Source organism: Pseudomonas arcuscaelestis, assembly GCF_016881005.1.
Classification (GTDB): domain Bacteria; phylum Pseudomonadota; class Gammaproteobacteria; order Pseudomonadales; family Pseudomonadaceae; genus Aquipseudomonas; species Aquipseudomonas arcuscaelestis.
On record NZ_JACOPV010000002.1, the window covers coordinates 226,755 to 247,155 of the forward strand.

16 protein-coding genes are annotated in these 20,401 nt (G+C 62.2%); all 16 read right to left on the bottom strand.

Annotation, left to right across the window (positions count from 1 at the left end):
- Positions 1-57: 57 nt before the first annotated feature.
- Positions 58-1,416 carry a DUF1329 domain-containing protein gene (locus tag H8F21_RS03330; RefSeq protein WP_203584078.1) on the bottom strand — a complete coding sequence of 453 codons (1,359 nt, stop codon included), beginning with the start codon at positions 1,414-1,416 and terminating at the stop codon, positions 58-60.
- 112 nt (positions 1,417-1,528) lie between these two features.
- Positions 1,529-3,217: a class I adenylate-forming enzyme family protein gene (locus H8F21_RS03335; protein WP_203584049.1), complete on the bottom strand. Its 1,689-nt coding sequence runs from the start codon at positions 3,215-3,217 to the stop codon at positions 1,529-1,531.
- A gap of 3 nt (positions 3,218-3,220) precedes the next feature.
- Positions 3,221-4,375, bottom strand: coding sequence for an acyl-CoA dehydrogenase family protein (locus tag H8F21_RS03340; RefSeq protein ID WP_203584050.1), 1,155 nt, complete (start codon positions 4,373-4,375; stop codon positions 3,221-3,223).
- A 13-nt stretch (positions 4,376-4,388) separates the two neighbouring features.
- Entirely contained in the window at positions 4,389-5,576 is a 1,188-nt protein-coding gene (locus H8F21_RS03345) for an acyl-CoA dehydrogenase family protein (RefSeq protein WP_203584051.1), read from the bottom strand.
- 53 nt (positions 5,577-5,629) lie between these two features.
- Positions 5,630-6,799 carry an acyl-CoA dehydrogenase family protein gene (locus tag H8F21_RS03350; protein ID WP_203584052.1) on the bottom strand — a complete coding sequence of 390 codons (1,170 nt, stop codon included), beginning with the start codon at positions 6,797-6,799 and terminating at the stop codon, positions 5,630-5,632.
- Positions 6,800-6,809: 10 nt separating this feature from the next.
- Complete coding sequence (locus H8F21_RS03355) at positions 6,810-7,988, bottom strand: lipid-transfer protein (protein ID WP_203584053.1); 1,179 nt, start codon at positions 7,986-7,988, stop codon at positions 6,810-6,812.
- Positions 7,989-8,007: 19 nt separating this feature from the next.
- Positions 8,008-8,427 carry a MaoC family dehydratase gene (locus H8F21_RS03360; protein ID WP_136476225.1) on the bottom strand — a complete coding sequence of 140 codons (420 nt, stop codon included), beginning with the start codon at positions 8,425-8,427 and terminating at the stop codon, positions 8,008-8,010.
- The gene (locus H8F21_RS03365; RefSeq protein WP_203584054.1) at positions 8,399-9,532 is read right to left on the bottom strand and encodes an acyl-CoA dehydrogenase family protein; all 1,134 of its coding nucleotides are present in this window, start codon (positions 9,530-9,532) and stop codon (positions 8,399-8,401) included. Before H8F21_RS03365 ends, H8F21_RS03360 begins: the two co-directional genes overlap by 29 nt.
- A 9-nt stretch (positions 9,533-9,541) precedes the next feature.
- A complete protein-coding gene (locus H8F21_RS03370; protein WP_203584055.1) occupies positions 9,542-10,522 on the bottom strand; it encodes a bifunctional MaoC family dehydratase N-terminal/OB-fold nucleic acid binding domain-containing protein in 981 nt (326 codons plus the stop codon).
- A 57-nt stretch (positions 10,523-10,579) separates the two neighbouring features.
- The gene (locus H8F21_RS03375) at positions 10,580-11,365 is read right to left on the bottom strand and encodes an SDR family oxidoreductase (protein ID WP_203584056.1); all 786 of its coding nucleotides are present in this window, start codon (positions 11,363-11,365) and stop codon (positions 10,580-10,582) included.
- 32 nt (positions 11,366-11,397) lie between these two features.
- On the bottom strand, positions 11,398-13,047 hold the full coding sequence (locus H8F21_RS03380; protein ID WP_203584057.1) for a FadD3 family acyl-CoA ligase: 1,650 nt from the start codon (positions 13,045-13,047) through the stop codon (positions 11,398-11,400).
- Positions 13,048-13,069: 22 nt separating this feature from the next.
- On the bottom strand, positions 13,070-14,116 hold the full coding sequence (locus tag H8F21_RS03385) for a ferredoxin--NADP reductase (RefSeq protein ID WP_203541176.1): 1,047 nt from the start codon (positions 14,114-14,116) through the stop codon (positions 13,070-13,072).
- A gap of 9 nt (positions 14,117-14,125) precedes the next feature.
- A complete protein-coding gene (locus H8F21_RS03390; protein ID WP_203479247.1) occupies positions 14,126-15,835 on the bottom strand; it encodes an FAD-dependent oxidoreductase in 1,710 nt (569 codons plus the stop codon).
- An 89-nt stretch (positions 15,836-15,924) separates the two neighbouring features.
- Positions 15,925-17,112, bottom strand: coding sequence for an acyl-CoA dehydrogenase family protein (locus H8F21_RS03395; protein WP_203541174.1), 1,188 nt, complete (start codon positions 17,110-17,112; stop codon positions 15,925-15,927).
- A 132-nt stretch (positions 17,113-17,244) separates the two neighbouring features.
- Positions 17,245-18,840: an amidase gene (locus tag H8F21_RS03400; protein WP_203584058.1), complete on the bottom strand. Its 1,596-nt coding sequence runs from the start codon at positions 18,838-18,840 to the stop codon at positions 17,245-17,247.
- Positions 18,841-18,905: 65 nt separating this feature from the next.
- Positions 18,906-20,342: a coniferyl aldehyde dehydrogenase gene (locus H8F21_RS03405; protein ID WP_203584059.1), complete on the bottom strand. Its 1,437-nt coding sequence runs from the start codon at positions 20,340-20,342 to the stop codon at positions 18,906-18,908.
- Between the last annotated feature and the right edge of the window lie 59 nt (positions 20,343-20,401).

Here is a 20,401-nt window from a genome sequence, read left to right on the forward strand (position 1 = left end):
ACAAAAAAAAACCCAGATTCTCATCTGGGGTTTTTTAGCTTCAGGCTGCTGCCAGGGTTAACGCCCCATCGCCCGGGCCGCATCGGCGGTGTACATGTCCGGGGTGAATTTCGATTCGTTGAGAATCGGCCCCTTCTTCGATTCGTTGGTCATTGCATAGCCGGTGTACTGCCCCGAGTTCAAGTCCATGAAGAACTGCGAACCGGCCTGCCAGCCGCTCATGTCCGGGTGGTAGTAGTAGTTGATCATCGCATGCTTCCACAACGCCCCACGGCTGTCGTAGTTGTCAGCAGCCACCGCGTTCCAGGTGTCTTCGTCAATGAACAGCACACGCTTGCCGTAGACATGGCGGTAGCCCTCTTTCAACTTCGCCTCCAGCACCCACACCCGACGCAGTTCATAGCGCATGTAGTCAGGGTTGGGATGGTTGGGGGTGAGGATGGCCGCGTACTTGAGATCACCGCTGTTGGGCTTGAAGGCGTTGGCCGGTACGTAGACTTCACGCTTGCCGATCAAGGTCCAGTCAAAGCGCTCCGGCGAGCCATTGTAAAGCCGGTCTTCATCCACGGTCATGGTGCCGTTGGTACCAATCATCGGCTGATCATAGCCGTAGCCCGGCAACTGCCGCACACGCCGGGTAGAGGGGCTGTAGCTCCAGGCCTGACGTGGGTTGGTGAGAAAGTTGTAAGGTTCCTGTGAAATACTCACCACACCGTTGTCACGCACCGGCTTGAGGGTGGTGTTCCAGCTCATGGCCTGGATCGAGTTTTCGGTCTTGGGCTCGACTGTCGGGGAGTTGGCTTGCGACAGGTTGCGCGCATGCGCCCTGCCCCAGCCAATGCTGCCGTTAGGCAGTACCGACGCCAGGTCGCTGATTTTTTCTTCGGTGTAGGCACGCGCAGGCAGTTGATGGTTCCACAGCAGTTCCATGCCGTTCTTCGGAATCGGGAACGGCACCTGGCCGATCCCTTCGACACCCATGCCGTCGTCTACCAGCTTGGCGCTCAAGGCGTTTTTCATCGCCCGCTCGCAGACATAGTCCGGGTAACGGAAATCACGATGGCCGGGGTAGATGTTCATTTTGTATGTGGTCGGATAGCGCTTGAGCAATGCCTTCTGACCATCGGTCAGGTGCTTTTCATATTGGCTCATGTTCTGCGCGGTAATGACCAGAATCGGCTTCTCGTCAGCGTACGGGTCAACCGGCTGATCGCCAGAAAACTTCACATGATTCCAACCCGGCACTTCACCCAAGTACTTGCCGGTGAACGGCGGGATAGTGCCCTCGGCGTTGCCGGCTCTCTCGGCACCGACGCAGGTAAGTTCCTTGCCGAGTTTGGCAGCCTCTTCAGGCGAAACTTGCGCAAATGCGCTGCCTTGCAGGCCGACATTGACGGCCACTGCAGCTACGAACATCACGCCTTTTGTTGTTGTTCTCATCGATTGGCTCCTTCGCAGACCAGGACTACTGGGGTACTCCATTGTTCCTGATCTGCTGGGGAGAACATCGTCCGGAAAGACTAATCAGTCAGATTGTGATCAACAAATCTTTAAGCTGAGCCTTGATCAATTTGCCCGAGGCATTGCGCGGCAATGGTTCGCGACGGGTGTGAACATCGGCCGGCACCTTGTAGGCCGCCAGACGCTGGCCAATGAAGGCACAGACCTGCTCCTGCGTGGGTGCCGGATGCTGCTCGCTGCGCAACACCAGCACCATGCGTTCACCCAGTTCCTCATCTTCCAGGGCAAACGCGGCAGCCTCGATCACGCCAGGCATTTCGCAAATACACGACTCCACTTCGCTGGCCGATATCTTTTCTCCCGCCCGGTTGATCAGATCCTTGGCTCGGTCGGTGATATAGAGAAAGCCCTCGTCGTCGAGCATGCCAATGTCGCCGGTGTCCAGCCAACCGTCCTGCAAGGTTTCAGCACTGGCCTGAGGCAAGCGCCAATAGGCGTTCATCAGGGTTGACGAGCGCAACCAGATCAAGCCACTGTGCCCAACTGGTAACGGGGACTTGGGGTCCGGCCCAATACACACATCGACGATCGGCAGCGGCCAGCCCACCGAGTCGGGCTTGTAGACGAACTGATCGCCACCCACCGCCGCACCGATGCCGTTGCTTTCTGTCAATCCGTAGCCACTGCCTCCAATTGCCTTGGGTTTGCGCTTGCTGATTTGTGCCAGCAGGCGGCTGGACGCCAATGCACCGCCCAGTCCCAGTCCGTAAAGGCTGTCGCTGTCGGCGCTGTCAAAGCGTGGCGAACCCAGCAATTGCTGCATCATCACCGGTGCACCGTTGAACTGGGTGCAGCGCTCATCGCGAATCAGGTCGAAGGCCTTGTCCACGTCCCACTTGTACATCAACAGCAAACGCCGGCCGCTGCGCAAGGCCAGCAAGAACTGCGCGTGTAGACCGCTGACATGAAACAGCGGCACCGCCATCAGGTTGGTCGGCGCCAGCCCGCTGTCGATCACCGCCTGGATACGCTCCGGGGAGCTGACAGCGCAAAACGCCGACTGGAACTCCAGCGCTGTCAGGGCCTGGCAAATGGCCCGGTGGCTGGACAACACACCCTTGGCACGGCTGGTGGTGCCCGAGGTGTAGAGAATCAGTGCCGGGTCGTCAGGGCCGATGGAAATGGCAGGCAGCGCCAATGCCGGCGCCTCGACCAGGGTTTCGAAACGCTGGCAGTTGGACGCCAGCATCAGCCCGGCTTGCGCGCCGACCACGATACTGAGCAAGCGCTCACCGAGCAAATCGTCCGCCAACAACTGCAAGCGCTGCTGGTCGCAGACCAGCACCTGCGCGCCGCTGTCCTGCAGGCCATGAAACAATTCATCACGCAGGCCCCAGCTGTTGAGCGGCACACACACCGCACCGCAGCGTTGCACGGCGACAAAAGCCACCAGCCAGGCGGGCTGATTGCGCATGGCGATTGCAACCCGGTCGCCCTGTTTCACGCCAAAGCGTTGTGACAGTTGCCCGGCCAGACGGTCGACCTGATCAAAAAAGTCAGCAAACGTCAGCCGTTGCTGCTCCCAGATCAGGAACTCGCGCTCGCCATGCACGCGGCCTGCATCGATGGCCTCGAGCAGGTTCGCGCAGGCATGGCGAAAGTAGCGCGGGCTACTGTCGGGAGGCGTAACCACTTCAAAAGGCGATCCGGGGCCAATCAACTGCTGCCAGGCATTGCGCCACTGTTCCAGCTTCATTGTTCATTTCTCCAAAGACGCGAAAGCGCCATAGCGCGCGCAGTGGAAGTCACTGTCGCCAAGGCACGCCTGGGCCACGCGAATTCGCTTGAGGTACAGACCGACATCCAGCTCATCGGTTACGCCGATACCGCCATGCATCTGCACCGCTTCATTGCTGATCTGAGCAGCCACCTCACCCGCTTTCCATTTACCCAGGCTGACCCTACGCCCACGTTCGGCGGCGCTCAGGGTGCTGTCGTCGAGCGCCGCCAATGCGGCCATGACAGCGCTGCGCGCCAGTTGCAATTCCACGTGCAAGCGCGCGGCGCGGTGTTGCAGGGTCTGGAACGAGCCAATCGGTACGTCGAACTGCACGCGGGTCTTGAGGTATTCCAGGGTCATGGCGAACAGCTTCTCGCCGGCGCCAAGCAACTCTGCGGCCAGGCAGGCGCGGCCACGGTCCAGCGCCTCGTCCAGGGCGGCCCAGGCCGCACCCACAGTGCCCAGCAGGGCTTCACTGCCCACCTGCAGCGCATTCAAGCGCAGCCGCGCGCAGTTACGTGAGTCGATCAACGACAACGCATTGACTTCAAGACCGGGCGTATTCGCCGGTACCAGGAACAAGCTGATGCCTTGTTCGTCCCCGGCGCTACCGCTGGTACGCGCAGCCACCAGATAGGCATTGGCCTCCAAGCCATCAACGACGAAGAACTTTTCGCCGTCCAGACGATAACCACCGGCTTCGGCTTTGGCCGTCAATGCCGTTTGCAGCGGTGCATGTCGCGGCTTTTCATCCACGGCCAGGGCCAGGCGCTGTTCGCCACTGATCAGAGCCGTCAGCCACTGATCCTGCTGCGCCTGCGAGCCTGCCAGGTGCATCAGCGAACCACCGAGCACCACACTGGATAACAAGGGTGACGCCGACAGGTTTCTGCCCATGGCTTCGAAAATCGGCCCCAGGCCCATGCAACCGAAATCCAGCCCGCCGAACGCTTCGGGAAATGGAATAGCGCTCCAACCCAGGCCCACCGCTTCCTGCCACAACGAGGTGTCGTAACCACCAGCGCAGGCTTCGTCTCGCAGGCGCCGCTGCGCCGCTACAGGGCTGCGCGCGGCCAAAAACTCACGGGCGCTGTCCGCCAACAGGCGCTGCTCTTCGCTATACACAAGACTCATGATCAAACTCCCCTTACACACTCGGCAGGTTCAAGACCCGCTTGGCGATGACATTCAACTGCACTTCCGATGAACCGCCGGAAATGGTCAGGGCATAGCTGTTGAGCCAGCCACGGGTAATTGCCAGTTCCTGGCTGCTGAACGGCTCGCCTTCAAGGCCCAGAGCGCGATAGCCCAGGGCATCGAGGAGAATCTCGAACTTGTCGCGCTCCTGCTCGGTGTGCACCAGTTTCATGATCGCCATGATCGCACTGGTATCGAGCCCGGCCCTGGCCTCCTCGCCCATGCGCTGAACGGTAAGGTTGTAGGCATGTTCATTCATTGCGCAGGCCTGGGCGCGGGCGCGCAAGGCCACGTCGCAAGGCGACTGGCTGTCTGGCAGGTAGCGCTCGATCAGCGGCAACAGGTGAAAGTGCGACGGCAGGCTGAATTCGCCAAACTTGGACATGGCCTTGCGTTCATGCTGCAGCAGGCTCTTGCCCAGGTTCCAGCCACCGTTGAGGGGGCCGATCAACTGGCTTTGCGGAACGCGCACGTTATCGAAGAACACTTGGCAAAAGGCCGACTTGCCGCTGATCAAGTCGATCGGCGAGACGCTGATGCCCGGGCTTTTCATGTCCAGCACGATCAGGCTGATGCCCAGGTGCTTGGGTGCGCTGGGGTCGGTGCGCACCAAGGCGTACATCCAGTCGGACTTGTCGCCGTAGGAGGTCCAGATCTTGGTGCCGTTGACCACGAAATCGTCGCCATCGATAACCGCCGAGGTCTTGAGGCTGGCAAGGTCGGAACCAGCGTTGGGCTCGGAAAAGCCCTGGCACCAGCGTATCTCTCCCCGGCACATTGGCGGCAACAGCGTTTGCTTCTGCGCTTCGCTACCAAATTCGAGCAGCACCGGGCCCAACATCCAGATACCCAGGTTGATCTGCGCCGGCCGACACTTGAGCCGGCGCAACTCGCTTTCCAGCACCGCGTTGTACTCGGCGCTCAGCCCGCCACCGCCGTACTCGCTGGGCCATTGCGGGCAGAACCAACCTTTGTCGCGCAGGCGCTCGAACCACAGGCGAGCGTCATCGCTGGGAAACTCTACATGGCGGCCACCCCAGACCATCTCGCCGTCGGGAGTGGCGCTGCGCAGTGACGGCGGGCAATTGGCCTCCAGCCAATCACGCGTCGCTTGCCTGAATTGCTCGATTGCACTCATTCGTTCACCTGAAAGGGACGTTATTGTTATTCGCTTCAAGGGTACAAGGTGACTCAGCGCTGCGTGCGCGGCATACCCAGGCCAAACTGGGCGATCAATTCGCGCTGGATTTCGTTGGTGCCGCCGCCAAAGGTCAGGTTTACCGACGCCCGTACTTCATACTCCAGCTCGCCAAGCAAATAAGCGGCTGCGGAACCTGCGCGGGTCAAGCCGCTGGCGCCCAGAATGGCCGACAGCTTGCGCAGGATCTCGATCGCCGATTCCGAGCCGTAGACCTTGGTCGTCGAGGCCAGCGCCACGTCGACACGGTCACGTTCCAGGTCGGCGGCGATGCGAAAGTTGATCAGGCGCATGGCTTCAAGCCGGGCGTAACATTCGGCCAGGTCGCGGCGCACCCAGGCATGGTCAGTGGCGCGATGACCCTGCTCATCGGCGCAGCGTGCCCACAAATACACCCTGCTGAACAGACTCACCACTTTGTCAGACCAGGCACCCAAGCCCAGGCGCTCATGGTTGAGCTGCGCGGTGATGAGTTTCCAGCCACCGTGCAGTTCGCCCACCAGCATATCCCGTGGCACACGCACATTATCGTAATACGTCGCGGCAGTGGGGTTTCCGGAGGTCGGAATCAGGGTGCTGGAAAAGCCTTCGGCCTGGGTATCGAGAATCAGGATCGAAATGCCCTTGTGCCGCGCCTGTTCGGGGTCGGTACGCGCTGCCAGCCAGATGTAATCGGCCGAATCGGCACCCGACGTCCACAGCTTGCTGCCGTTGACCAGGAAACCATCGGCATCTTCACGGGCACTGGTTTTCAGCACTGCCAGGTCGCTACCGGCGCTGGCTTCGGAGTAACCGATGGCAAAGTTGATCTCACCGGCAGCAATCCCGGGCAAGAACTTCTCTTTCTGCAGGGTCGAGCCGTGCGCCATCAACGCCGGACCCACGGTGCTGATTGTCACGAACGGCAGCGGCGCGCCGGCAATGTTGGCTTCTTCGAAGAAGATCAGTTGCTCGGTGGCGGCATAGCCCTGACCGCCATAGGCCTTGGGCCAGCCAACCGCCAGCCAGCCATCGCGACCGATCTGGGCGATGGTACGGCGAAACAGTTCACCGTCTTCGGTGCCACGCATTTTCTCGCGTAGCTCAGGGGTCATCAGGTTCTGGAAGTAATCCCGGACCTTGAGCCTGAGCGCACGCTGTTCGGGGGTAAGATCGACGAACATTGGACGCTCCTTATACCGCGCCGAGAATCAGGCCGCTGGTAGGCACGCCGGTTCCGGCAGTGACCAGCACGTTTTCCACACTCTGCACCTGGTTGACCGCCGTACCCCGCACCTGGCGGACAGCTTCGGCGATGCCGTTCATCCCGTGGATGTAGGCTTCGCCCAACTGGCCGCCATGGGTGTTGATCGGCAGCTTGCCGCCACGGGCATGGTGCCCGGCACGAATGAAGTCCTTGGCTTCGCCGCGTTTGGCAAAGCCGAACTCTTCGAGTTGCGGCAGTACAAAGGGCGTGAAGTGGTCGTAGATAATTGCGGTCTGCAAGTCATCCGGGCCCAGACGCGACTGACTGTACAGCTCTTTGGCGACCACACCCATCTCCGGCAGCCCGGTGATGTCGTCACGGTAGAACGAGGTCATCACCTGCTGCCCGGCCGCAATGCCCTGGGCGCCAGCCTTGATGATCACCGGCTTTTGCCGCAAGTCCCTGGCACGTTCTGCCGAGGTAATAACCATCGCTACCGCGCCATCGGATTCCTGGCAGCAGTCGAGCAAGTGCAGGGGCTCACAGATCCAGCGTGACGCCTGGTGCTCTTCAAGGGTGATCGGCTTGCCGTAGAAAAAGGCCTGGGGGTTGGTGGCGGCAAAGTCGCGAACCGCTACCGCGACCCGACCGAAGTCTTCCGAGGTTGCACCGTAGGTGTGCATGTAGCGCTGGGCGAACATGCCGACCCAGGCTGCCGGTGTGTGAAAGCCGTGGGGCATGTACCAGCCGTAGTTGACGTTCTCAAAGGTCGGCGTCGAGGCAAAACCATAGCTGCCGGTGCCAAAGCGGTACCAGGAGCGTTCGTTCATGGCCCGATAAACCACCACCACCTTGGCAACGCCGGTGGCCACTGCCATTGCCGCGTGCATGACCGGCCCGCAGGCGGCGCCGCCACCGTGCGGCACCTGGGAGAAGAACTTGACGTCCTTGCAGCCCAACAGACGGGCAATTTCATACTCGGGGACTTTGTCGACCGAATAGGAACTGAATCCCTCGACCTCGGAGGGATCGATCCCGGCGTCCTTGAGCGCTGCCAGGGTCGCTTCCATGGCCAGGCGCAATTCGGTGCGCCCGGAGTTCTTGGAAAACTCGGTCGCGCCCAAGCCGACAATGGCGGCGCGCCCGGAAATCGACGAATTCGTCATTTATGCTGTCTCCCGCGGGTCAGGGCAGAACCAGCGTGACCGTGCCGGTCACGTGGTTGCCCATGGAATTTTTGCCCTTCAGGGCCACTTCCAGGCTGCGCGTAGCGGCATCCTGATGGGTAACTTCGCCACTGAACGTCATGCTGTCACCGGGGTAGTTCGGTGCGCCCAGCTTGATTTTCAGCGCACGGAACTGCACCTGCGGGCCGCTCCATTGCTCGATGAAGCGCTGTACCAGACCATTGGTGGTGAGGATGTTCATGAAAATATGCGGCGAACCCAGTTCCCGTGCAGCCTCCAGGTCATGGTGGCCGGGGAAGTAGTCGCGGGTGGCAATCGCGCCACCAGCGATCAAGCCGACAGTGATCGCAATGGTCAGCTCGGGCAGTTGTTCGCCAGAGCGTACGTCTTCAAAGCGCTTGGTGTTCATCGAGGTCATATTTCCATCCCAAGGTGTCGTTATCGCTCAGCCAGTCGCCGAGACGTTCCAGGATCGCCGACGATCCTCCCAATGCACTGCTCAGTGCCCGGCTCCAATACAGGAACCGATGGATTGGGTATGAAAGGTCAACGCCAATACCGCCGTGCACATGCTGTGCGGTGTGACCAATGCGGTGGCCGGCTTCGCACGCCAGGTACGCAGTGGCCAGGGCCTCGGAAGGCGCTGGCAGCCCGGCGTCGAGGCGATAGCACAGTTGCCACAGGGCACTGCGCAGTACTTCAAGCTGCACATGGGTGTCGGCCATGCTCATTTGCACGGCCTGGAAGCTGCCGATACTGCGGTTGAACTGCTGGCGCTCACTCACGTAAGCAACCGTGCGGTGCACCTGCTCGGCACTGACGCCCAACTGCAACGACGCCAGGGCTGCAATCGCACGCGGAGCCAACCAGTCCAGCGCCGTGCCAGGCAGCACGTGATCGCTGCTGAGCATGATCCCCTCCACACGCAGGTCTGCAAGCGCTTCGCCATGGGTCATGACCCCAGGCACGCTACTGATACCGGCCTGCTGCAAATCGACCAGTACCAGCCGTGGCTGTCCTGCGACCTGGGCCAATACCAGTGCAGCGTTTGACTGTTCGGCCAGGGCCAACGCTGCGATACGTCCGTTCAGGCGCCAACCGTCCGCCTCGGGGCTGGCGTGCAGTTCGATGCCGCGCACGTTGGTCAAGCCATCGAGGGAAAGGGTCAACAACCCCGTCGCCGCGACGGCCCGTTCAACCCACGGGGCCACTGCCGCACCACCAAACTGCGCCAAGGTTGCTGCCGCCAATTGGTGACGCCACAGCGGTACTTGCGCCAGAGCGCCGCCTTGGGCATCAAGGATCTGCATCAGCTCGATCATGCCCAGGCCGCTGCCACCCGCCGCCTCGGGAATGGCCAGGGCGTGCAGCCCGGTCTCCACACAGCTGGCCCACAATTGCTGCATATAGGCCTGCCCGGAAAGATCCCAGTCGCGCAGGTACTCGTCGGTGCAAAAGTCGCTCATCAGGCTGCCGGCCATTTCGGCAATGGCGCGCTGATCTTCATTGAGTTCAAAGTCCATAACCGCCCCCTACTCTGCCGACGGCCGAAACAACGGCAACGCCAGGTCGTCGTCGAAGGTCTGGAACTCGACCTGCACCCGCTGACCAATGTTTATGTCTTCACGCTTGACCCCGGCCAGGCCTGCAATCAGGCGCACACCTTCATCGAGCTCGATCAAACCGATCGGGTTGGGATGGTCGAACGGCGCCACCTGCGGGTAATGCATCACCACAAAGGAATACAGCTTGCCCTTGCCGCTGGCTTGCAGGGTGTCCCAGTCGAACGAATGACATTCCATGCACACTGGCGCCGGTGGATGACGCAACGTGGCGCACTCGGTGCAGCGCTGGATCAACAACTTGCCCTGCTGGCAGCCTTCCCAGAAAAAACGCGTGTCATCGCTGATACCCGGGGCTGGACGCTTGGCCACCGGGGCTGCGCCGGCTTCGGCTTGCGGCGTGGCCTCGCGTTTCTCGACGTTGGCCGGTTTGAACTTGAACACCCGGAACAACAGCTCGCCGACCTTCTCGTCGCCGCTCGCCAGTTGCGAGAAGTAGCTCATGACCAGGGTGACGAAGAAGCCAGTGCCCAGGCCCGTGGTCTTCTCATCGCCGACCGATTCCAGGCGCGTGGTGTAGTAAAGCTTCTCGCCCAGGCGCAGGTTGCGTTCGAAGGTCAGCTCCGAGTTCACCGCCACCACCGACGGATAGCCGTAGCTTTCGATCAGCGTGAGCACTTCATAAGGGTTCTCGGTGGTCGAGCCCGGTGCATAGTTGTTGATGTGAAAGCCTTCCATGCACCAGATCTGCAGCATTGGCGGCGGTGCAATGATGCCGTCGTTACAGCTGTTGGCGGCTGCCAAGGGATCGGTGTATAGCGGGTTTTCAAGGCCGATGACTTCGCACCACTGGCGAATCATTGGCGCGTTGACTTCGTCCCAGGCGTTCACGCGACCGTATTGGCGCCCAACCAGGGCGCGTACTTTGGATAGCAATTCTGGATCAGCCAAGAGAGTCTCCTGCGTGTTCAAAGTGGCGCCCGCGGTAGCAACGCCAACGTGGGTCGATCAGTGCGGCGCAACCTGCGCTGCGCTGAGATAAGCCGGGCGTTCACCGCCACCATGGAGCAACAGGTTGCAACCGCTGGCGTAGGACGCCTGTGAGGAAGCGATGTATAAACAGGCATTGCCGATGTCTTCAGGGGTGGCCATGCGCCCGGCCGGAATACCCGCGCTGACTGCGGCGATACCGGCTTCGTCGCCGTAGTGCAGATGGGCAAGCTCGGTGCGCACCAGGCCAGGGCTGACGGCCACCACCCGCACCTTCGGCGCCCATTCGACCGCCAGCGACTGCACCAGGGCCAGTACCCCGGCTTTGGCCGCGCCGTAGGCTGCGGTGCCGGGCGAGGCGCGCAGCGCGCTGATGCTGCCGATAAAGACAATGCAACCGCCGCCGGCCTGCGCCTGCATCAGCCGATTGGCGTGCTGGGCAACGTTGAGCGGGGCAATCAGGTTGAGGCGGATAATGCCTTCGTGAAACCGTGGCGAGGCACTGCCGGCGTCGGCCGACGGGCTACCACCGGCATTGTTGATCAGTACATCAAGGCGGCCGTACTCGTGTTGGATGCTGTCAAACAGGCCTTGCAAGGAGTCCGGGTCGCGCACATCGGCGGCGATAAACGCCGCCTGCGCAGCGCCAACACCTGGCAATTGCTCTGGCGCGTTGCGCCCACACACGATCACCGTGGCGCCGGCTGCAAGAAAGCTGCGGGCAATTCCTGCGCCGATCCCTTTAGTGCCGCCGGTGACCAGTACTACCTTGCCGTTGTAATCCAGCTGCGAATGACCACTCATGGCACGTTCCTCATGCTTGTATTGGGGTCACTCTAAGGAGAAACGCGCTCGGCAACTTCGTCTGAATGGACGATGAAAACGGCCTGACGCAATTCACTTTTCACCACTTTGTTCGAAGCATTCACCGGCAACGCCTGGAAAAACCGTACGTGGCGCGGCACTTTGTAATTGGCCATGCGTTCCCGGGCCCAGGCGATCAGTGCCGGCTCGTCCAGTTGTTGGCCGCTGCGCAGGACCACGCAGGCACAGCCCACCTCGCCCATGCGCTCATCGGCAACACCGATCACCGCCACCTGGGCAATGGCTGGGTGTTCTATCAGGCCCGCCTCGATTTCTGCCGGGTAACAGTTGAAACCACCGACGATGAACATGTCCTTGAGCCGGTCGGTGATCTTCAGGTTGCCCTGTGCATCCAGGTTGCCGATGTCGCCGGTGTGCAGCCAACCCTCGGCATCGATGGCCTGCGCCGTGGCCTCGGGGTCATTGAAATAACCGCGCATGACGTGAAAGCCACGCAGGCAGATTTCTCCGGATTCACCCGCGGCGACAGGCTGGTTGTCGCGGGTGCGGATGCACACCTCGGTACCGGCGATGGCCCGGCCACTGGTCGCAGCGATGATATCGGCAGGGTCATCCGGGTTGCAGATGGTCGCCAGGCCACCACACTCGGTCAGGCCGTAGGCGGTGGTAACGACTTTCAGGCCCAGCTCGCGGCGCATGCGCTCGATCAGCACGGGAGGAATGGTCGATGAGCCGGTTACGGCAATACGCAGACTCGACAGGTCGGTTTCAGCCAGGCGCGGGTGCGCCAGCATCGATAGGTACAGGGTCGGCGGGCCCGGCAGCACACTGATACGCTCGGCGGCAATGCGCTGGAACACCGCCTCGGCATCGAACACCGCATGCGGCAGGATGGTAGCGCCCGCCAGCAGGCAGGTCAGCCAGCCGGCCTTGTAGCCAAAGGCATGGAAAAACGGGTTGATGATCAGGTAGCGATCACCGGGCTGCAGGCCAATCACCCGCACATATTCGTTGAAGGCGCGCAGGTTCTGGCCGTGGGCGCTCATCACCCCCTTGGGCTTGCCGGTGGTACCGGAGGTAAACAGCAGATCGGACAGGTCCTCGGCGCTAACCTCCTCTGCGCGCTGGCGGGCGTATACCTCACTGACCGCCCCGCCCTTGGCCAGGAACGTCGCCCAGTCCAGGTCCGTTGCCTGTTGTGGCTGCCCCTGGCCGAACAGCACCAACTGTTCGAGGCTCGCCGGGCGCAACGGCGCCAACATCGCCTGATAGTCCAAGCCCAGAAACGCGCCCTGCATCAGCAGTACACGGGCCTGGCTGCGCGTGAGAATATCGGCCACTTCGGCGCCTTTCATGCGCGTGTTGATCGGTACCAGCACCGCTCCGGCGCAATGCACGCCCAACGCAGCTATCACCCAGTCACGGCAGTTCGGTGCCCAGATCGCCACCCGGTCGCCCGCCTCGATCCCCAGTGCCATCAGGCTACGGCATACCCCCAGCGCCAACCCTGGCAACGCCTGGTAATCAGTGACAATGCCGTCTTGTTCGATAGCGGCCCGACCGGCAAAGCGTTCGGCACTGGCGAACAACAAAGCGGGAATCGACAACGGCAGCGGGTTCCAGGCATGCAAGGTGCCCAGTGAAGCGGTACATGCAGTCATAGTGACAAACTCGGCAATCGGATTATTCGGGAAAGAGCACGCGCAGGTGCTCGCTACGGGCCAGCGACTGGCAAGCCAGCGTCCAGCCCTGGTCAATTTCCTGCTGATCGAGGGCTTCGTTGCGCAGCATCTGCACCTCGCCGCTTTCGACCGTGCACATGCAGGTGGCGCATGACCCCACCAGGCATGAGCTGGGGGGTTGCAGGCCCGCTCGGCGCATGGCATCGAGCAGCGTTTCGCCTTTGGCGCACGGCACCTCGAACTCTTCACCATCCAGGCGCACCGAAAGCTGGCTGCCAGGGCCGCTGGTGTCGACGGCCGGCAGCGCCTTGACCTCGCCCTCTTCGGGCAGGGAAACGAAGCGCTCGACGTGTACCTGCTTACCGGGCATGCCCAGGGTTTGCAGCGCGTCAACGGCAGCCTCCATAAACGGCCCCGGGCCGCAGATAAACGCCTCGGCGCTGGCGAATGGACGCGCCAGTTCGGCCAACTGACTCACCGTCGGGATGCCCTGGACCGAGTCGAGCCAATGAATCACTTGCAGGCGCTGCGGATGCGCCGCGGCCAGGGCCTTGAGTTGATCGCGAAAGATCACCGACGCTTCATCGCGGTTGGCGTAGATCAGCAGAATTCGCCCGCTTCCGGCCAGCAGCGCCGAACGCAGAATCGACAGCACCGGGGTAACACCGCTGCCACCCCCGAACAGCAGCAAGTCGGTGTCCAATTGGCGCGGCACAAACACCCCGGCCGGCACCAACACTTGCAGGTTGTCCCCCGCCTGCACGGCGTCGCACAACCAGTTAGAGGCACGGCCATCACGGACCCGTTTGATCGTGACCCGCAACGGCTCGTCGAGCAGTGGCGTACTCGACAGCGAGTAGCAGCGCGGCAACCAGGCCTCCTGGTGCGGCACGCGCAGGGTCAGGAACTGCCCGGGTCGATAGCGAAAGCGCTCAACCAGCGCATCGGGCACTTCAAATTCCAGCGAGCGGCTGTCGGCGGTTTCTTCGATCACGCGGGTCACGCGCAGGGTCAGGTAATCCAGGCTTGCAGTGGCAGCGGCTGACATGACAGATCCTCACCGATTGGCGGCAATGTGATTGGCCGCGATGTACCCGAACGTCATGGCCGGGCCAAGGGTCCCGCCCGCACCGGGATAACTGGTGCCCATCACCGATGCCGAGCAGTTGCCGATGGCATACAGGCCTGGGATGGCCTCGCCGGTTTCGCTGACCACCTGGGCATGTTCGTTGGTCAACAGCCCGCCCTTGGTGCCGATGTCGCCGGCGTCCAGGCGCATCGCATAGAACGGTCCCTTGCCGAGCGGCGCCAGGCAGGGGTTGGGTTTGACGTTGCTGTCGCCGTAGTAACGGTCGAACACATTGCCGCCCCTGCCGAATTCGGTATCGATACCGGTACGGGCGTATTCGTTCATGCGCTTGACGGTCTGCTCCAGCCCGGCACTGTCGACGCCGATCTGCGCGGCCAGCGCCGGCAGGCTGTCAGCCTTGAAGTACAGGGTATTGAGCCATTCCTTGCGCAGGCGGCTGTCTGGCATGACCTGGGCCGGCATCAATGGACCCATGGCGTAGTTGAAGCGAAAGCGCGCGTCGAAGATCACCCAGGCCGGAATCGACTGGCCACCGCTGCCGTGGTTATCGCGGTACATAGCATCGACAAATTCCAGGTACGGCGCCGCCTCGTTGACGAAACGCCGTCCCAGGCTGTTGACCACGATGGCGCCGGGGAACGCCCGCTCGGCAAACACCCCGCGCGGTTTCTCTTCGCCGGGCACGGCAATGGTCGGCGCCCACCAGGCCCAATCCATCAGGGCGGTGGCTGCCCCCAGCTCCATCCCGGCCTGCAGCGCGGCACCAGTGTTGTTGCCCGGTGGCGTGGCGCTCCAGTCGCGCGCCGTCGGCTGCGGCAAAAAGCGCTCGCGCAAGGCCTGGTTCTGCTCAAAGCCCCCGGAGCCGAAGATCACCGCGCGACGAGCATGCAGTTGCTGGGGCTGCCCGTCACGGCTGACCTGCACCCCGGTGACGCGGCCGTTATCAGTCAGCAGCGCCTGAAAATCGGTGTTCAACCACAGCGGCACCTTGCGGTCCATCAACGAGCGACGCAGCGACGCGACCAAGGCACTGCCCAGGGCGGCACGACGGTCACGGCGGCCCTTGCGGCGCCATTTGAAATCCAGTTTGTAACGCAACATCAGGCCGAGAATCAGCAGGCGCCAGCCGAACGAGCGCGACATGGCTTTGTGCGCATGGCGGGCGGTCCAGGCGATACGCCCCATCAACAGGGTCGATGGCGACGGCGTGCGCAGATTGGCGAGTTCATCACCGAGCAGGCCGGTGTCGAACAGCTCCGGGTCCAGGGTGCGTCCGCCCGCCAGAGAGCCTGGCAGTTGCGGGTAGTAGTCGGGGTACTTGTGCGCCACGGCATAACGTACGTGACTGTTCTCTTCCAGGGCCCGGATCATCTGCGGCGCGTGTTCAAGGTAGGCGCGCAAGCGTGGTTCATCGCCATGTTCACCGGTCGCCGCCTTGAGGTACTGCAGGGCCAGCTCGAAGCTGTCACGCCCGCCCTTGGCGGCAAAATAGTGGTTGTTGGGAATCCAGATACCACCACCGGAAATCGCCGACGTGCCGCCGAATTTGTCGCTTTTCTCGACAACCAGTACTGATAGACCCTGCTCGGCAGCAAACAGCGCCGAGGTCATTGCACCTGCGCCGGAGCCGACCACAATCACGTCGTAGTGGGAAGTTGACTGAGCTTTAGCTGTCATTGTTATTGTGCCTTGGCTGTGATCGAAAGTACCCCGGCATGCCGCGCGAGGTAAGCAACCCCGGGCCTTCAGACAGGCCCGGGCATGGCTCAGACGTACGGATCAGGGTTAGGCAGGCCCAACTGCACAGCGCCAAGGCTGCGACCGAACGCCATGAAGTTGTTGGCGATATGCCCACGCGCCTGGTGCAGGTCACGGAACAGGCGCGCAACCGGGTTGCTGCTGTAGAGCCCGGAAGCGGCCATGCAGCGCAGCAGTTCGCTGACTTTCTCGGCGCAGACGTTGGTCACATACGAGGACTGGTAGCGGTACAACAGGCGTGTTTCAACATCCGGGTACTCGCCCGCCGTGGCCAGTTCCATCAGGTGCGCGTAGTTGCGCTCGAGCACAAGCTTCAAGCTGTCGACGATGATGGTTGCCTCTGCCACGGTGATCTGTGCCACCGGATCATCTGCAGTTTTCATCCCGTGCTTGCCGACGTGCGCCGCAGCGTTGGCGCGAAATTCGTTGATCGCGCCCTGCAAGGCACCGATGGCCGAGGTGGAAACGGCACGGGTAAACACCTGGGCAAAGGGAATGGCATAGATTGGGTTGGTGTTGACCAGGCGCCCCGGAGTGGCTTCAGGCATGGGGTTGTTGGTGCGCTGCACGCGGTGCGCCGGCACAAACACATCCTCGACGACAATGTCGTGGCTGCCGGTGCCTCGCAAGCCCAGCACGTCCCAGTTGTGTTCGATACGGTAGTCGCTGCGCGGGATCAGGAAGGTGCCATGCTCGGCTGCAAACTCGTCATCGGCCGGCAGCACACCGCCGAGGAAGCACCATTGGCAGTGTTCGCTGCCGCTGGAAAAGCCCCAGCGGCCACTGATGCGATAGCCACCTTCGACCACGGTAACCTTGGCCACAGGCATGTAGGTGGAGGAAATCAGCGTGGCGTTGTCCGGGCCCCAAACATCGCGCTGGGCTTCGATCGGGTAGCGCGCCAACTGCCAGGGATGCACACCCATCACGCCATAGATCCACGCCGTGGACATACAGCCTTCGGCGAGGATCGTCTGGATTTCGAAGAAGGTTCGTGGGTCTACCTCGTAGCCGCCAAACGCACGCGGCTGCAGGGCGCGCAACAAGCCGGTCTCTTGCAACTCGCAGATCGTTTCGTCCGGCACGCGGAAATCACGATCAGCGCGCGCAGTGCGGCTTTTAAGGGCTGGCACCAGGCGCCGGGCATGTTCAAGCAGTTCGATTTCTTCCGGTGTTTTTACTCGCATGCTGTCCATCCGTTCGTTCTCCCAATCTCGTTGCGCGGTTGCGCGAGGCTGGCTTGATGATCGAACGCGGCAGGCGATTATTCATCGTCAAAGCGGACTAGAGAACACCGCTACGGCGCCTTCCCTGGCGCCGTTACAGGCTTAAATCGATGCGCGCCGGGCGGCCCAGGGACGGTCCTGCTCCAATTGCGAAGCCAGGCGCAGCAGCACGTCTTCTGCACCCATGGGCGCGGTGAACATCATCCCCACCGGCAGGCCGTTGTCACTCATGCCCAGCGGCAAGGAAATCGCCGGCTGCCCACTGACGTTAGCCAGTACAGTGAAGGCCGCGCTGCCCATGGCCTTGCGTGCATAGTTCTCATACGGCTGGTTGAGCGACAGCTCACCCAGCGCCGGGGTCAGCGTGGCGGTGACCGGTGAGAGGATCACATCGAAGCGCTCGAACTGCTGCTCCATCACCATGCTGATGTCTTCAAAGGCATGTCGCGCACGAACCACACCCTCGCCCGTGGCCTTGGCGGCGCGCTCCAGCACACCGAAGGTGATGATCTCCAGGTCCTGCGGTGCCAACGTGCGGCCCAGGGCCTTTTCCCGATCATTGACCGTGACCAGCAGCGAGTTGCCGATTGCCACACCGTGGGCGCCGAACAACTGCTGGGCCTGAATCGGCAGGCGCAGTTCATCCACCTCGTGACCCAGGCCGAGCAACTGCTTGACGGTTTCGTCGAGGACCTTGGCAATCGCCGGGTCCAGCGCAGCACCGGTCAGCGACTCGCGCACCAGGCCGACCCGCAGTCGACCTGGATCGCGGCCCAGTTCCTCGGCATAGGGCCGCAGCAGCGGCTTAGTCCAGTAGGGGCTTCCAGGCTCGTGGCCCTGGCCGGCATCGAGGAACAACGCCGTATCGCGCACACTGTGCGAAACCACGTTGGCCACGCTGGCGCCAAACGAGCCTTCCAGGCGCGCGGGCCCGCTCGGGGTGCGGTAGCGTGTCGGCTTGAGCCCGACCAAACCACAATAGGACGCCGGGATTCGAATCGAGCCGCCACCGTCAGTGGCATGGGCAACCGGCACGATACCGCCAGCCACTGCCGCCGCAGAGCCTCCCGACGAGCCACCGCTGCTCAGCGCCAGGTTCCAGGGATTGCGTGTTTGCCCCCAGGCCAGCGACTCGGTAGTGGTGGTCAGGCCGAACTCCGGGCTGGTGGCCTTGCCGAAAGGTACCGCTCCGGCTGCTTCGTAGCGGCGGATCAAGGTGCTGGTTACGCTTGAAGGCGGCGCGTCCTTGAACAGCCGACTGCCATTGCTGGTAGTGGTGCCTTGCAGGTAGGTATTAAGGTCCTTGAGTAAGATCGGCACCCCGGCCAGCGTGCCCTGGGCCAGGGTTCCCGCTTTTTGCCTGGCTGCCAGCAACGCCCTGGCGTAGTCATCATGGCGCATGTTGACCGCATTGATCTTCGGGTTGACCAGGTCGCAACGGGCAAATGCCGCAGCCAGCAAGTCTTCGGCACTGAAATCACCGGCTTGCAGCCCCTTGGCCATGGCCCAGGCATCCAGGCTCAGATAATCACTGGCTGATAACCCGCCCGCCGCGTGCGCATCGGTAAAGCGCCCCAACAGCCCTACCCCTAACGCTACCGCGCCCGCCTTGAGCACCTGACGTCGCGGCCAGCCATCGGCAGCATCGGCGCCAGGGGCTGGCGCCGCATCATTTGCTGGCACTGCTTTATTTTCCATGAACTGAATTCCGTTTTAATTGTAATAGTGATCTCGACACGTTCGACCTGCGAACGCGCTCGCGGTCAGTCCGGGGTGATCTGCGCCACCATCGCTGCCAGGAAGTGCTCGCTGTAGGGCGGCAACAAGCCCCACTCGCCACGCGGATCATGCTCGGGTGCCCTGAGCACGGTGCGCATGTGGCTGAACTCGAGAAACCCTTCGCGCCCGTGGTAGTGGCCCATTCCCGAGCCGCCGATACCGCCGAACGGTGCATCATGCAACGCGGCGTGCATCATCACATCATTGAGCGTTACCCCACCCGACAGGGTGTGCTCCAGCACATGGCGCTGTTCCTCGGCGTCGTTGCCAAAGTAATAAAGCGCCAGCGGCCGCGGGCGGCCGTTGATCTGGGCAATGACCTGGTCGACCTCATCAAAGGGCAGCAGCACCATGGCCGGGCCGAAGATTTCCTCGTGCATGATCAGGCTATCCGGCGCCGGGTCGATCACCAGTTGTAGCGGCCGCCGGCGGTTTTGCGCATCGACCGGTTGCGCATAGGGCACGCTCAACACCCGCGCACCGGCTTGCTCTGCCTGGGTAACCAGGGTTTCAACCCGGGCCAGGTGCTGGGGATTGACCACCGCGACCACATCGGGGTTGTCACTCACCTCTGGAATGAAGGTGCGGTAAGCGCTGGCGAACGCATCGATAAAGTTTTCCAGTTGCTCACGCGGCACGTAGACCACATCGGGGTTGATACACACTTGGCCACTGTTGGTGGTTTTCGACAGCGCAATGCGAAAGGCGGCAGTCGCCAGGTCGGCGCTGCGGGCGACGATGACCGGAGACTTGCCACCCAGTTCCAGGGTGACCGGCACCAGGTTTTGTGCTGCGTTGCGCATGACCGACTTGGCCACCGCGGTGCTGCCGGTAAACACCAGGTGATCGAAAGGTTGCGCGCTAAAGGCCTGGGCCAGCTCTACCCCGCCGGTGACCACGCCCACCTCAAGCGGGTCGAACCACTCGGTTATCAGCTGCGCCACCAGCGCGGCGGTACGTGGCACCACCTCCGATGGTTTGAGAATTGCCCGGTTGCCCGCCGCCAGCGCCGAGCCCAGCGGGCTGAGCAAGGTGTACAGCGGTGCGTTCCAGGTGCCCAGGATGCCCACCGTGCCCTTGGGCTGATACATCACCCAGGCCTCGGCGCCAAGCTGGTCGTAGGGGCTGAAGACCGGCCGCGGCTCATCCTGCATCCAACCTTCGAGGTGATCGCGCGCGTGCTTTAGCGAACCTAGCGAGCCGAGCACATCATTCATCAACGAGAAACCCTGGGGACGACCGCCAAAGTCGGCGTCCATGGCTTGGGCAAGTGCCTGATGATGGGCCACGAGCATATCGATCACGCGCTGGATACGCGCACGACGCAGCGCTGCCGGGACGGCGCCCTGGGCGTTGAATGCGGCTTTTTGTTCAAGCAACAGCGCCGACAGATCGTCGACAGAAGAAATTGCACAACTCATTGATGCCTCCTCAACTGAACAAGGGCCAGCGCCACTGCGCGGTACCCACCATGGCCGTC

Coding starts and splice junctions, on each gene's coding strand:
- H8F21_RS03330 (WP_203584078.1), bottom strand. CDS start 1,416: ATGTTCGTAGCTGCAGTGGCCGTCAATGTCGGCCTGCAAGGCAGCGCA.
- H8F21_RS03335 (WP_203584049.1), bottom strand. CDS start 3,217: ATGAAGCTGGAACAGTGGCGCAATGCCTGGCAGCAGTTGATTGGCCCC.
- H8F21_RS03340 (WP_203584050.1), bottom strand. CDS start 4,375: ATGAGTCTTGTGTATAGCGAAGAGCAGCGCCTGTTGGCGGACAGCGCC.
- H8F21_RS03345 (WP_203584051.1), bottom strand. CDS start 5,576: ATGAGTGCAATCGAGCAATTCAGGCAAGCGACGCGTGATTGGCTGGAG.
- H8F21_RS03350 (WP_203584052.1), bottom strand. CDS start 6,799: ATGTTCGTCGATCTTACCCCCGAACAGCGTGCGCTCAGGCTCAAGGTC.
- H8F21_RS03355 (WP_203584053.1), bottom strand. CDS start 7,988: ATGACGAATTCGTCGATTTCCGGGCGCGCCGCCATTGTCGGCTTGGGC.
- H8F21_RS03360 (WP_136476225.1), bottom strand. CDS start 8,427: ATGACCTCGATGAACACCAAGCGCTTTGAAGACGTACGCTCTGGCGAA.
- H8F21_RS03365 (WP_203584054.1), bottom strand. CDS start 9,532: ATGGACTTTGAACTCAATGAAGATCAGCGCGCCATTGCCGAAATGGCC.
- H8F21_RS03375 (WP_203584056.1), bottom strand. CDS start 11,365: ATGAGTGGTCATTCGCAGCTGGATTACAACGGCAAGGTAGTACTGGTC.
- H8F21_RS03380 (WP_203584057.1), bottom strand. CDS start 13,047: ATGACTGCATGTACCGCTTCACTGGGCACCTTGCATGCCTGGAACCCG.
- H8F21_RS03385 (WP_203541176.1), bottom strand. CDS start 14,116: ATGTCAGCCGCTGCCACTGCAAGCCTGGATTACCTGACCCTGCGCGTG.
- H8F21_RS03390 (WP_203479247.1), bottom strand. CDS start 15,835: ATGACAGCTAAAGCTCAGTCAACTTCCCACTACGACGTGATTGTGGTC.
- H8F21_RS03395 (WP_203541174.1), bottom strand. CDS start 17,112: ATGGACAGCATGCGAGTAAAAACACCGGAAGAAATCGAACTGCTTGAA.
- H8F21_RS03400 (WP_203584058.1), bottom strand. CDS start 18,840: ATGGAAAATAAAGCAGTGCCAGCAAATGATGCGGCGCCAGCCCCTGGC.
- H8F21_RS03405 (WP_203584059.1), bottom strand. CDS start 20,342: ATGAGTTGTGCAATTTCTTCTGTCGACGATCTGTCGGCGCTGTTGCTT.